At 70.6% G+C, this 12,617-nt stretch carries 14 protein-coding genes; 7 read left to right on the plus strand and 7 right to left on the minus strand.

The genetic code is table 11. From position 1 onward, the window contains the following. The first annotated feature begins 13 nt into the window (after positions 1 to 13). Complete coding sequence (locus tag ABEA26_RS11625) at positions 14 to 451, plus strand: MarR family winged helix-turn-helix transcriptional regulator (protein ID WP_345591757.1); 438 nt, start codon at positions 14 to 16, stop codon at positions 449 to 451. Positions 452 to 477: 26 nt separating this feature from the next. After that, on the plus strand, positions 478 to 1,839 hold the full coding sequence (locus ABEA26_RS11630; RefSeq protein WP_345591682.1) for an MFS transporter: 1,362 nt from the start codon (positions 478 to 480) through the stop codon (positions 1,837 to 1,839). Between the two features lie 77 nt (positions 1,840 to 1,916). Here ABEA26_RS11630 and ABEA26_RS11635 read toward each other — a convergent pair whose 3' ends face one another. Next, a complete protein-coding gene (locus ABEA26_RS11635; protein WP_345591685.1) occupies positions 1,917 to 2,504 on the minus strand; it encodes a Uma2 family endonuclease in 588 nt (195 codons plus the stop codon). 116 nt (positions 2,505 to 2,620) lie between these two features. On the opposite strand from ABEA26_RS11635, the gene thpR reads away from it, so the two are divergent. Further along, complete coding sequence (thpR, locus tag ABEA26_RS11640) at positions 2,621 to 3,193, plus strand: RNA 2',3'-cyclic phosphodiesterase (protein WP_345591686.1); 573 nt, start codon at positions 2,621 to 2,623, stop codon at positions 3,191 to 3,193. A 132-nt stretch (positions 3,194 to 3,325) separates the two neighbouring features. Here thpR and ABEA26_RS11645 read toward each other — a convergent pair whose 3' ends face one another. The 3 genes from ABEA26_RS11645 to ABEA26_RS11655 all read right to left on the minus strand — a co-directional run bounded on the left by ABEA26_RS11645 (position 3,326) and on the right by ABEA26_RS11655 (position 5,778). Continuing rightward, on the minus strand, positions 3,326 to 4,318 hold the full coding sequence (locus tag ABEA26_RS11645; protein WP_345591688.1) for an aldo/keto reductase: 993 nt from the start codon (positions 4,316 to 4,318) through the stop codon (positions 3,326 to 3,328). 51 nt (positions 4,319 to 4,369) lie between these two features. After that, positions 4,370 to 4,957 carry a Uma2 family endonuclease gene (locus tag ABEA26_RS11650; RefSeq protein ID WP_345591690.1) on the minus strand — a complete coding sequence of 196 codons (588 nt, stop codon included), beginning with the start codon at positions 4,955 to 4,957 and terminating at the stop codon, positions 4,370 to 4,372. Between the two features lie 140 nt (positions 4,958 to 5,097). Continuing rightward, positions 5,098 to 5,778 carry an SGNH/GDSL hydrolase family protein gene (locus ABEA26_RS11655; protein ID WP_345591692.1) on the minus strand — a complete coding sequence of 227 codons (681 nt, stop codon included), beginning with the start codon at positions 5,776 to 5,778 and terminating at the stop codon, positions 5,098 to 5,100. Positions 5,779 to 5,876: 98 nt separating this feature from the next. Between ABEA26_RS11655 and ABEA26_RS11660 the strand changes: the two genes are divergently transcribed. Then, a complete protein-coding gene (locus ABEA26_RS11660; protein WP_345591694.1) occupies positions 5,877 to 6,860 on the plus strand; it encodes a WD40 repeat domain-containing protein in 984 nt (327 codons plus the stop codon). Here ABEA26_RS11660 and ABEA26_RS11665 read toward each other — a convergent pair. Continuing rightward, positions 6,828 to 7,622 carry a TetR/AcrR family transcriptional regulator gene (locus ABEA26_RS11665; protein WP_345591696.1) on the minus strand — a complete coding sequence of 265 codons (795 nt, stop codon included), beginning with the start codon at positions 7,620 to 7,622 and terminating at the stop codon, positions 6,828 to 6,830. The genes ABEA26_RS11660 and ABEA26_RS11665 overlap by 33 nt on opposite strands. A gap of 89 nt (positions 7,623 to 7,711) precedes the next feature. Between ABEA26_RS11665 and ABEA26_RS11670 the strand changes: the two genes are divergently transcribed. Both ABEA26_RS11670 and ABEA26_RS11675 read left to right on the plus strand, forming a co-directional pair. Beyond that, complete coding sequence (locus ABEA26_RS11670; RefSeq protein ID WP_345591698.1) at positions 7,712 to 8,683, plus strand: ATP-binding cassette domain-containing protein; 972 nt, start codon at positions 7,712 to 7,714, stop codon at positions 8,681 to 8,683. Next, a complete protein-coding gene (locus ABEA26_RS11675; protein ID WP_345591699.1) occupies positions 8,680 to 9,513 on the plus strand; it encodes an ABC transporter permease in 834 nt (277 codons plus the stop codon). Before ABEA26_RS11670 ends, ABEA26_RS11675 begins: the two co-directional genes overlap by 4 nt. Positions 9,514 to 9,622: 109 nt before the next feature. Here ABEA26_RS11675 and ABEA26_RS11680 read toward each other — a convergent pair whose 3' ends face one another. Continuing rightward, on the minus strand, positions 9,623 to 10,198 hold the full coding sequence (locus tag ABEA26_RS11680; protein WP_345591700.1) for a GNAT family N-acetyltransferase: 576 nt from the start codon (positions 10,196 to 10,198) through the stop codon (positions 9,623 to 9,625). 267 nt (positions 10,199 to 10,465) lie between these two features. Between ABEA26_RS11680 and ABEA26_RS11685 the strand changes: the two genes are divergently transcribed. Continuing rightward, entirely contained in the window at positions 10,466 to 11,404 is a 939-nt protein-coding gene (locus ABEA26_RS11685) for an RpnC/YadD family protein (protein WP_345591701.1), read from the plus strand. A gap of 71 nt (positions 11,405 to 11,475) precedes the next feature. Here ABEA26_RS11685 and serC read toward each other — a convergent pair whose 3' ends face one another. Then, positions 11,476 to 12,594: a phosphoserine transaminase gene (gene serC, locus ABEA26_RS11690; protein ID WP_345591702.1), complete on the minus strand. Its 1,119-nt coding sequence runs from the start codon at positions 12,592 to 12,594 to the stop codon at positions 11,476 to 11,478. Positions 12,595 to 12,617: the final 23 nt, after the last annotated feature.

Consider the following 12,617-nt stretch of genomic DNA (forward strand, 5'->3'; position numbering starts at 1 on the left):
TAAGCTAAGGAACATGCCGGACCTCAAGCATGGCGACGACGCCGCCGCCGTGAACTCCCTGCGCTCCGCCGTGATGCGGCTGTCCCGTCGGCTCAAGCACCAGCGCGTCGACGAGTCGCTCAGTCCGACCGAGATGTCGGTGCTGGGCACCCTGTCCAACTGCGGGAGCGCGACCCCGGGCGAGCTCGCCCGCAAGGAACACGTCCAGCCGCCCTCGATGACCCGCATCGTGGCGCTCCTGGAGGCCAAGGGACTGGTCCGACTGGACCCGCACCCCGAGGACCGGCGCCAGAAGGTCGTGACGCAGACCGAGCAGGCCGTGGTGATGCTCGAGGAGAGCCGCCGCAAGCGGAACGCGTTTCTGGCCACGCTGGCCGAGGGACTCGACGAGGACGAGTGGGCGAAACTGCGCGCCGCCGCCCCCGTGCTCGAGAAGCTGGCACACGTGTAAGCGGCATTCGCGAGGAGGCGAACCTTTTGAGTACGGGATCCGGAGCAGCTTCCGCCCCCGCACCCGACGGCCACGACGACCGGACCACCCCCGACGCCCCCCGCCGGACGTCGATGTTCGCCTCCCTGAAGGTCAGGAACTACCGCCTGTTCTTCCTGGGCCAGGTCGTCTCCAACGTGGGCACCTGGATGCAGCGCATCGCCCAGGACTGGCTGGTGCTCAGCCTCACCGGCTCCTCGGCCGCCGTCGGTATCACCACCGCCCTGCAGTTCCTGCCGATGCTGCTCTTCGGCCTCTACGGCGGTGTCCTCGTCGACCGCCTGCGCAAGCGGCCCACGCTGCTGGTCACCCAGTCCGCGATGGCCCTGACCGCGCTCTTCCTCGCCGTCCTCACCCTGACCGGCCACGTCGACGTCTGGCACGTCTACGTCGCCGCGTTCGCGATGGGCCTGGCCACCGTCGTCGACAACCCGGCCCGACAGTCCTTCGTCGCCGAGCTCGTCGGCCGTGACCAGCTCCAGAACGCCGTCAGTCTCAATTCGGCCAACTTCCAGTCCGCCCGTCTCGTCGGTCCCGCCGTCGCGGGCCTGATGATCACCGGTGTGGGCACCGGCTGGGCGTTCCTCGCCAACGGCCTGTCCTTCGTCGCGCCGCTCAGCTGCCTGCTGCTGATGCGCGCCCGCGAGCTGCGCGCCGTCGAGCGCACCCCGCGCGGCAAGGGACAGCTGCGCGAGGGCCTGCACTACGTCGCCGGCCGCCCCGAGCTGATCTGGACCATCACCCTGGTCGGGTTCATCGGCACCTTCGGCTTCAACTTCCCGGTCTTCCTGTCCGCCTTCGCCGACGACGTCTTCGACGCCGGCGCAGGCGCCTACAGCCTCTTCAACACCCTGATGGCCGTCGGCTCGCTGGCCGGCGCCCTGCTCGCCGCCCGGCGCGGCACGGCGCGGCTGCGCGTCCTGATCGCGGCGGCGCTCGCCTTCGGCGCCCTGGAGATCGTGGCGGCGACGGCACCGCGGCTGTGGCTGTTCGCGCTGCTGATGGTCCCGATCGGCGTCTTCAGCATGACCGTCAACGTCACCGCCAACACCAGCATCCAGATGTCCACCGACCCGGCCATGCGGGGCCGTGTGATGGCCCTCTACATGATGGTCTTCCTCGGCGGCTCACCGATCGGCGCCCCGATCGTCGGCTGGGTCACGGACACCTACGGCGCCCGGGCGGGCTTCGCCGCGGGCGGCGCGGTGGCGGCGGCCGCCGCGCTCGTCATCGGCCTGGTCCTGGCCCGCGTCGGCAACCTGCGCCTGTCGGTGGGCTGGCACCGGGGGCACCCGCGGGTGCGGTTCGTGCCGCGCGAGCGGCGGGAGGAGCTGGCGCCGGCGGCGTAACCGGTCCGGTTCCGGGTGCTCGCGGCCGGTCCGTTCCGGTCCCCGGGTCAGTCGGCCGGTCCGTTCCGGTCCCCGGGTCAGTCGCGGGGGAAGTCGTCGGTCCTGAGGGCGAGGCCGACGGCGGTGCCGGTCAGGTCGACGTCCTCGCCGAAGCCGAAGCTGACGGAGCCGTGGTACTTGCCGTCCTGCGGCAGGGTGTGCAGGTGCCACTCGCCGGCGTACGGGTCGACGATCAGGTACACCGGGACGCCGGCGGCGGCGTAGGCGTCCTTCTTGGGGCCGTGGTCGTTGCCGGCCGTGCTCCGGGAGACGACCTCGGCGACGAACTCCACGTCCTCGGGGAGCCAGTGGCCCCTGTCGTCCCTCCGGGCACCCTCGGCCAGGGCGACGACGTCGGAGGCGAAGCCGTTGAGATGCCCCGGGTAGTCCATACGGACGTCGGACTTGACGCGCTTGCGCGGGTACCTGGCGCGCAGTTGCTCGACGATGTCCAGGACGATGTCCCAGTGGGTGTCCCGCTGTGGCGTCATGAAGATGTGACCCCCGACGATCTCGGTCTTGTATCCCTCGGGGACGGGCATCTTCTCGAGCCACTCGAACATGACGTCCAGAGTCAGCCCGGTGCTCTCTTCGGCCATCTCGATCCTGTCGTCAAGGACGGTCATCGTGGCGTTCCTCCCCGGCCGCCCCCGACGCGAGTGCGGCCGCGCGGTACAACGATACGCACGGTGACCAGGACACGCGCGGACGTACGCGTGTTCCCCGGGGGAGACTGGCCGGCATGAGACTGTTCGCCGCCGTACTGCCCCCGGACGACGTCACCGCCGCCCTCGCCGCCGAGGTCGCCGCGCTGCGGATGCTGCCCGGCGCGGACGGGCTGCGCTGGACCGGCCGCCCGGGGTGGCACCTCACGCTGGCCTTCTACGGCGAGGTCGACGACGACCTCGTACCGGACCTGTCGGCCCGCCTGGAGCGTGCCGCCCACCGCACCGCGTCCTTCACGCTGGCGCTGCGCGGGGGCGGGCAGTTCGGGCACGGGCGGGCCCTGTGGGCGGGCGCGGAGGGCGATGTCGCCACCCTGCGATTGCTGGCCGACCGTGCGGAGTCGGCGGCGCGCAAGGCGGGCGTCCCGATGGGGGAGCACCGCCGCTACAAGCCCCACCTGACGGTGGCCCGCAGCCGGGAGGCGTTCGACGCACGCCCCTACGTCGAGGCACTGGACCACTTCACGAGCCCCGCCTGGACCGTGACCGACCTCGCGCTGGTGCGCAGCTGCCTGCCGACGTCCGGGGTGCCGGGCGAGCAGCCCCGTTACGAGACGGTCGCCCGCAATCCGCTCGGCGCCTCCGGTTAGGCTCGGGGGCGTGGACCCGAAGACCCGTAACCGGATCATGGCCGGTGTGCTCGTACTGATGATGCTCGTGGTGGCGGTGGCGGCGGCGATCGGCTGAGCAGCTGTCAGGCGGCCGCCGCCACGGCCATGCCGTCACCAGGCGAACGCCTCCGGCGACGGACCCGGCCCCGGGAAGATCTCGTCCAGCCCGGTCAGCAGCTCGTCCGACAGCTCCAGCTCCACGGCCCGCAGCGCCGACGCGAGCTGCTCCGCGGTGCGCGGACCGACGATCGGACCGGTCACGCCGGGCCGCGTCAGCAGCCAGGCCAGCGCGGCCTCGCCGGGCTCGACGCCGTGTTTGTCGAGCAGGTCCTCGTAGGCCTGGATCTGCGCGCGGCCGGCGGGATCGGCCAGGGTGTCGGCCGCCCGCCCGGAGGCGCGGCGTCCGCCCTGCACCTCCTTCTTCAGGACTCCGCCGAGCAGCCCGCCGTGCAGCGGCGACCAGGGGATGACTCCGAGGCCGTAGTCCTGCGCGGCAGGGATGACCTCCATCTCGGCGCGGCGCTCGGCCAGGTTGTACAGGCACTGCTCGCTGACCAACCCGATGGTGCCGCCGCGCCGGGCGGCGGCCTCGTTGGCCTGGGCGATCTTGTAGCCGGGGAAGTTCGAGGACCCGGCGTAGAGGATCTTGCCCTGCTGGACCAGTACGTCGACGGCCTGCCAGATCTCGTCGAATCCGGTGGCGCGGTCGATGTGGTGGAACTGGTACAGGTCGATGTGGTCGGTCCTGAGCCGCTTCAGGCTGGCGTCGACCGCCCGCCGGATGTTCACGGCGGAGAGCTTGTCGTGGTTGGGCCATGCCTCGCCGTCGGCGCCCATGTTGCCGTAGACCTTGGTGGCCAGGACGGTCCTGTCCCGCCGGTCGCCGCCCTTGGCGAACCAGTTGCCGATGATCTCCTCGGTACGGCCCTTGTTCTCGCCCCAGCCGTACACGTTGGCGGTGTCGAAGAAGTTGATGCCGGCGTCCAGCGCCGCGTCCATGATCGCGTGGCTGTCGGCCTCGTCGGTCTGCGGGCCGAAGTTCATGGTCCCGAGGATGAGTCGGCCGACCTTGAGTCCTGTGCGTCCGAGCTGCGTGTACTTCATGGTCCCCAAGCCAACGACTTGGAGTGCACTCCAGGCAAGCGGTCCGTGCGATCAGTCGCGGGGGAAGGCGTCGGTCCTGAGGGTGAGGCCGAGAACGGTGTCCGTGAGGTCCAGCTCCTGCCCGAAGGCGACCCGGGTCTCGGTCGTGTAGTCGCCGTCCTTGGGCTGCGTGAAGATGTGGCAGCGGCCCTGGTACGGGTCGGCGACGAGGTAGAGGGGGACCTCGGCGGCGGCGTACGCGAGCTTCTTGGGGCCGTAGTCGTTGGCGGCGGTTCCCTGGGAGATGACCTCGGCGACGAACTCGACGTCCTCGTGGCGCCAGTGGCCAGTGTCGTCCTGCTTCGCTCCGTCGCGAAGTTTGGCCACGTCCGGGCAGAAGCCGTTCTCGTGGCCGGGGAAGTCGATGCGGACGTCCGAGAGGACCAGTACGTCCATGCCGAACCGGTCCTCAATGGGCCGTACGATCCGGCGGATGATTGCCCAATGCGTGTCGCGCTGCGGTGTCATGTGGACGTTGCCCCCGACGATCTCGACCCTGAATCCTTCGGGGACGGGCATCCGCTCCAGGCGCTCGAACCATTCATCCAAGCGTTCCGTGTTGGCGTCGGCCATGGCGATCCTGTCTTCAAGGACGGTCATCGTGGCGCTCCTCCCCCGCTGCCCCAACGACGAGTACAGCCGCGCGGTACAACGATACGCACGGCGACCAGGACACGGGAGGACGCGCATATGCCAGAGCGGGACAGTACCGACCACTCGGCCCGGGCGGTCCGGGCGGCCTACGGGGCGGGGGAGTAGGGCCCGCCCAGCCCCCACTCCTCGTCCATCGCCTCCGCGAAGGCCTCCGCGATCTTGTGCTCGCCGCTCTCGTTGGGATGCGTGCCGTCGTACGTGTCCGTGTGGAAGTCGTACGACACCGGCGGCGGGACCAGGAGCAGTGAGGAGCGGCGTTCGTCGAGGTCGGCGGTGGTCTTCACGAGGAGTTCGTTGAAGCGGGTGACCTGCTCGGCGAAGGACGCGTCGGCCTCCACCCGGATGTTGGGGATCACCGGCATCACGGCCATGCGCACGCGCGGGTCGGCCGAGCGCGCCTCGGCGACGAAGGCCCGGACGTTGTCGGCCGTCTGCTCCGCGTTGGTGTAGAAGCCGAGGTCGATCAGGCCCAGGGAGACCAGGAGCACGTCCGCGCGGCAGGCCCGTACCGTCTCGCCGATCAGCGGGGCCATGTGGTGCCAGCCCTCGCCCCAGCCGGCCAGGTGGGCGCGCGGGAAGTCGGGGTCGGCGTAGGCGTACGAGGTGGGGGCGTCCGTCGACCGGTCGTGCAGCGTCTCGCGGGGGCCGACGATCGCGAAGGGGCGGCCGTAGGAGTCGCGCAGGTGCTGCCACATCCGGTAGCGCCACGTGTGTTCGCCCGCGCTCCCGATCGTCATGGAGTCACCGACAAACATGAACCTGAGCATCCGCTCATCATGGACGATCGGCCCGGCCGACGCGATGTGAGCCCGACCACGGGGAGGCCCGCGCCGTGAACGCCCGTGCGGGATGGCAGTCTTGGCGCATGCGCCGTTCTTTCGCCCTCCTTGCCTCGGCCCTTCTCGTGGGCGCGTTCGCCGTGCCCGCCTCCGCCGCCGACGGGGTCGCCGGGAGCGACGGCTTCACGATCAAGGACCCGCGCATCACCGAGTCCAGCGGCCTCGCCGCCTCGCGGCTGCACCCCGGCGTCTACTGGACCCACAACGACCAGGACAACGGGCCGTACCTCTACGCCGTGGACGGCTCCACCGGCGAGACCGTCGCCCGCGTCGCGCTCTCCGGCGTCGGCACGCCCCGGGACGTCGAGGCGATCTCCGTCGGACCGGGCAACCGGATCTTCGTCGGCGACATCGGCGACAACCTCGGCGGCACCTGGCCGCACGTGTGGATCTACGAGCTGCCCGAGCCGAAGGAACTCAAGGACCAGACGGTCGAGGCGACGCAGTACGTCGTGAAGTACGCGGACGGTGCCCGCGACGCCGAGTCGATGGTCGTCCACCCGAAGACCGGGCGCGTCTACATCATCGACAAGAAGGAGGACGGCGGGCACCTGTACGAGGGGCCCGAGGAGCTGTCCGCCTCCGGCACCAACGTCTTCCGGCGCGCCGCCCCCGTCGAGCTCTGGGCCACCGACGCCGCCTTCTCCCCGGACGGCGAGCGGCTCGCCGTGCGCGGCTACATGGGGGGCATCTGGTACGACTGGAACGGCGGGAAGATCCAGCGCAAGGGGCGGATCAGCGTGCCGCTCGGGCAGGGCGAGTCCGCCACGTACACCACCGACGGCGAGAAGCTGCTGCTCGGGATGGAGGGCGAGAGCAGCCCCGTGAAGGCCGAGGACGCGCCCGGGAGCGGCGGGGCCGGTGACGCCCCTTCCGCTTCGGGAGGCGCGTCGCCCGCCTCCGGTGACGGCTCCGACTGGGGCACGCCCAAGGTCGGCGTGGCCGTCCTGGTCGCCGCCTGCGCCGCAGTGTTCGCGCTACGGCTGCGACGGCGGTCCCGCGGGCGCTGAGCCGCCGGCCGCGCCGCGCGCGGTCACCAGTACCTCCAGCCCGTCCAGGATGCGCTGCAGCCCGAACTCGAAGTGGTCGAAGCCCGCACCGAAGGTGTCCTCGGTGAGGGAGGCCAGGACGGGGTAACGGCCGCTGGTCATGGCCTTCACCAGCGCCGGCTCCTGGGCCTGCCAGAACTGCGCGTCCGTCAGTCCGGAGCTGCGCTCGGCCTCCTCCCCGTGCACCTGCGTGCGGGCGGCGCCGACGACGTACCCGTCGATCATGACGATCGCCGACACCAGCTCGGGGTCGGTCAGGCCCATCGGCTTGATCCGGGCGAGCACCTTCTCCATGCCGTCCAGGGCACTCGGGCCGAGGACCGGGCGGGACTGGTTGACCTCCAGCAGCCAGGTGTGGCGACGGTAGAGGGCGAGGGTGGCGCGGCCGAGCGCCTCCAGTGCCGTACGCCAGTCGCCGTCGCCGAAGTCGCCGGGGTCCTCGGACGGGCGCTGCACGCGGTCCAGCATCAGGTCGATCAGCTCGCCCTTGCCGGGGACGTAGCGGTACAGGGACATGGCCCCGGTGCCCAGCTCGGTGGCGATCCGGCGCATCGAGACCGCGCCGAGCCCGTCCCGGTCCGCGACCTCGACGGCGACCTCCACGATCCGCTCGAGGGTCAGGCCCGGCTTGGGCCCCCGGCTGGGCCGCCTGCCGGTGTCCCACAACAGGTCGAGGGTGCGGCCGATGTCACCGCTGCCGCTGGTCTCCGTACCGCTTGCCATGAGGGTCATTCTAGGACCGCGCCAAAAACTGGGTACGGTGTACGCGCAATCGAGTACGGTGTACTCAGTTAGGGAGTGAAGGGGGACCCATGAGCGACGCATACGCGGTACGGGCCGAGGGGCTGGAGAAGCGGTACGGCGAGAAGCGCGCCCTCGACGGCTTCGACCTGACCGTCCGCGAGGGCACCGTGCACGGCCTGCTCGGGCCGAACGGCGCCGGCAAGACCACCGCCGTGCGCATCCTGTCCACGCTGCTGAGGCTGGACGGGGGACGGGCCGAGGTGGCCGGCCTGGACGTCGCCCGGCAGGCGCGAGAGGTACGGGCGCGGATCGGCCTGACCGGCCAGTACGCGGCCGTGGACGAGGTGCTCACCGGCCGGCAGAACCTGGAGATGTTCGGGCGCCTGTTCCACCTGGGCGGCAGGCGGGCCCGTGCCCGGGCCGTCGAGCTGCTGGCGCAGTTCGACCTGACCGACGCCGCCGACCTGGGCGTCGGCAAGTACAGCGGCGGCATGCGCCGCCGCCTCGACCTCGCCGCGTCGATGATCCTCGCCCCGTCCGTGCTGTTCCTGGACGAGCCGACGACGGGCCTCGACCCCCGCAGCCGCGGCGAGGTCTGGGAGTCCGTCCGCGCGCTGGTGGCGAGCGGCACGACCGTGCTGCTGACCACGCAGTACCTGGAGGAGGCCGACAAGCTGGCCTCCCGGATCACCGTCATCGACCAGGGCCGGTCCATCGCCGACGACACCCCGGACGGCCTGAAGGACCTGGTCGGCGGCGACCGCGTCGAGGTCGTGGTCGCCGAGCGGGCCGAGATACCGAGGGCGGTGAAGGTGGTCGCCCGCGTCTGCGACGGCGAACCCGAGACCGACGAGGTGGCGCTGCGGGTGCACGCCCCGGTCACCGACCGGGTGTCCGCGCTGACCGAGGTGGCGCGCACCCTCCAGGACGAGGGAGTCGGGGTGGAGGACATCGGGCTGCGCAGGCCGAGCCTCGACGACGTGTTCCTGAGCCTGACCGGACACCGTACGAGTGCTCAGAAGCAGGAGGTGGCGGCGTGAGCGCCCTCGACCTGACGACCGGGCCCGGCAGCGGCGGCGACCGAGGGCGGCTGTACTGGGCGATCGCCGACTGCGGCAACATCGTCCGCCGCGGCCTGACCCACTACAAGCGCCAGCCCGTCAACATCGCCTGGCAGCTCGGCTTCCCGATCCTGTCCGTCCTCCTCTACGGCTACGTTTTCGGCAGCGCGATGACCGTGCCGGGCGGCGGGGACTACAAGGACTTCCTGATGCCGGGCATGTTCGTGATGACCATGGCGTTCGGCTTCATCAACACCGCGACGCTCGTCGTCCACGACTCCACCAAGGGCGTCATCGACCGCTTCCGCTCCATGCCGATGTCCTCCTCCGCGGTGGTGGCGGGGCGCGGCGTGACCGACCTGGTCGTCGCCTGCGCCGAGCTCACCATCCTGGTGCTGACGGCGCTCGCCATGGGCTGGCGGCCGGACGGGGGCTGGAACTTCCTGGCCGCGTTCGGGCTGCTGCTGTGGCTCCGGTTCGCGCTGATCTGGATCGGGGTGTGGCTGGGCCTGCTGGTCCCCAACCCGGAGGCGGCGGGCGGCCTGTTCGCGGTGGCGTTCCCGCTGACGATGATCTCCAGCATCTTCGTCGCCCCGCAGCTCATGCCGGACTGGCTGGGCTGGGTGGCCGCCTGGAACCCCATCTCCTCCACGGCGGCGGCGGCCCGCGAGCTGTTCGGCACGCCGGTGGGCGGCGGCGACTCGTGGGTCGAGCAGCACTCGCTGCTGATGGCGGGCGTGTGGCCGGTGGTCCTGACGGCGATCTTCCTGCCGCTGTCGGTGCGGCGCTTCCAGCGGCTCAGCCGGTAGGCCCCGCTCGGGCACGGGAGGGCGAGAACACGGGGGCACGGCCGGGCGAGGTCCGCGGCGGGCGTCAAGTCCGTTCAGGTGGACCGGCGGACTGGTGGCACCTGTCGGGTCAGTGGCGGGCCGGAGCCGGCAGGGCTGTCGGCCGCCACTCCCGCCTGATCAGTCCGTACACCCACGTGTCGGACACCTCGCCGTTCACGACGCACTCTTCTCGCAGCGTTCCCTCACGCACGAAGCCGATCTTCTCCAGGACCCGGGCGGACGCCCCGTTGCGTGTGTCGGCCTCGGCCTGAACCCGGTTCAGGTCCAGTGTGTCGAACGCCCACCGCAACACGGCGTGCGCGGCCTCCGTCGCGTAGCCGTGGCCCCACGTCGTGGCGTCGAGGCAGTAGCCCAGTGACGCGCTGCGGTAGTCAGGGTTCCAGTCGCTCAGACCGCACCAGCCGACGAAGGACCCGTCGGAGGACCGGTCGATGGCCACCCGTGCGCCGGTGCCTTCGTCCGCCATCTTCCCGCACCTCGCGATGAAGAGCTCCGCGCGAGCCCGTTCGTTCCACGGCGCGGAGTCCCAGTAGCGCATCACGTGAGGGCTGCTGTGCAGCGCGAAGAGGGGGTCCGCGTCGACGGCGGTGAAGGGCCGCAGGCGCAGTCGGGCGGTGTGCAGTACGGGAGTGGCCAGAGTCATGGGCACCATCCTGGGGTCTCCCGCGGCGGGCAGGACACCGAATTCCCGACGACGTACGGCCGCACCACGCGGTTCTCGGTCCGCCGAGTTCGCGTAGGCATCGCGCGCCCTACGCGTGCGCCGGCGTCGGCTGCGGCCTCTCGGTCAATGGGAGTGGCATAGTCCTCCGGCATGTTCACTCGTACGGCTGAGCCCGACTGGTTCGGCCACGCTTAGTGTTCCCATGCGATTACGTTCCGTCGCATGGTCAGTTCACCGCACGAAGCGTTGCACCGGGTCTTCAGGGCGGATCCGGGGCTGTTCGGCCGGCTTCTGCCGCGGGCGGGCATTGGTTTCCCGGAGCACACCGCGATCGAGCCCCTGGATACCGATCTCACCGAGATCAGGCCACTTGAGCGTCGAGTGGACAGTGTGTTCCGGGTGCATGTGGCCGGTGAGGAGGGCGGTTTCGTGCTCGCCGTCGAGTCGCAGGGCAAGCCGGATCCGGACAAGCACAACAGCTGGACGTACTACTTGGCCCACATGTATGCCAAGTATCGGTTGCCGCCGTTTCTTGTGGTGGTGTGCAAGGACAAGGCGACCGCGTCGTGGGCGGCGGAACCGATCCGTGTCGGTCGCGGCTTCCACACGAGCATGGTCGTCTTCCCGCTGGTTCTGGGACCTGGAACTCTTCCCGTGATCACCGAGGCGGACGAGGCGGCCCGGGACCTTGGAGTCGCCGTCTTCTCCGCGCTCGCCTACGCCAAGGACCCGGGGCTGACTGCGATACTGGACGCGCTGGCGTCAGGAGTGGCGGACGACGCCGAAAAGTCCGGGTCCAGGGGCAACAGCAAGACGGACGAAGGCGGCACCGTGGACCGGGTGGACTGGGCGGAGATCGTCGAAATCGGTCTGGGTGAGGGCCCGGGTCGTGACTACTGGAGGCATCTGATGGCCACTTACACCCCGAATTTCCCGGGCAGCAACACGATCGTCGAGGAGTCCTGGCTCGAAGGACGCGCCAAGGGCCAGACCGAGGGCAAGGCTGAGGGCAAGGCTGAAGGCAAGGCCGAGGACATTCTGCACATCCTTGAGGTGCGGGGTGTCGAGATCCCCGACAGTGTCCGAGAGCGGGTCACGGACTGCACCGATCTCGACGTGCTGGGGGCCTGGCTCGACCGCTCCCTGAGCGTGGCGCACGCCGAGGAACTGTTCGTCGAGGAGTAGAGCGTACGGATGCGCGGAGGGCGCCCGGCGGATGATCCGCCGGGCGCCCTCCGTTGTCATGCCGGTGACGGCTAGAGCTTCTCGATCACGTAGTCCACGCACTTCGTCAGCGCCTCGACGTCCGCCGGGTCGATCGCCGGGAACATCGCGACGCGCAGCTGGTTGCGGCCGAGCTTGCGGTACGGCTCGGTGTCGACGATGCCGTTGGCGCGCAGCACCTTGGCGACGGCGGCGGCGTCGATGTCGTCGGAGAAGTCGATGGTGCCGATGACCTGCGAGCGCTTGGCCGGGTCCGAGACGAACGGGTCGGCGTACTTGGCCCCCTCCGCCCAGGAGTACAGGCGGGTCGAGGAGTCCTTGGTGCGGCCGGTGGTGAAGTCCAGGCCGCCCTGGCCGTTCATCCAGTCCAGCTGCTCACCCAGGAGGAACAGGGTGGCGAGCCCCGGGGTGTTGTACGTCTGGTTCTTGCGGGAGTTGTCGATCGCGGTCGGCAGCGAGAAGAACTCCGGGACGTGCCGGCCGCTCGCGTGGATCCGCTCGGCGCGCTCGATCGCGGCCGGGGAGAAGACGCCGATCCACAGGCCGCCGTCGGAGGCGAAGGACTTCTGCGGGGCGAAGTAGTAGACGTCGGTCTCGGCGATGTCCACGGGCAGGCCGCCCGCACCGGACGTCGCGTCGACCAGCACGAGGGAGCCCTCGTCGGCGCCGGCGACCCGCTTGATGGGCATGGCGACGCCGGTCGAGGTCTCGTTGTGGGTGAACGCGTACACGTCCACGCCGGCCTCGGCCCGCGCCTCGGGGTGCGTGCCCGGGTCGGAGGAGACGACGGTCGGCTCGGCCAGCCACGGGGCGAGCTTCGCGGCCTTGGCGAACTTGGAGGAGAACTCGCCGAAGCTCAGGTGCTGCGACCTGTTCTCGATCAGGCCGTGGGTCGCGACGTCCCAGAACGCGGTGGAGCCGCCGTTGCCGAGGATCACCTCGTAACCGTCGGGGAGCCGGAACAGCTCGCGGATGCCCTCACGGACCTTGCCGACCAGGTTCTTGACCGGGGCCTGGCGGTGGGAGGTACCGAGGAGGGACGTACCGGTGGCGGCCAGGGCGTCCAGCGCCTGAACCCGCACCTTGGAGGGACCCGCGCCGAATCGACCGTCCGCGGGCTTGATGTCAGCAGGAATCTGGATCTCAGCCACGAGCGGGAGCGTAGCCCCTGGGC

Source organism: Streptomyces marokkonensis (assembly GCF_039539045.1).
GTDB classification, from domain to species: domain Bacteria; phylum Actinomycetota; class Actinomycetes; order Streptomycetales; family Streptomycetaceae; genus Streptomyces; species Streptomyces marokkonensis.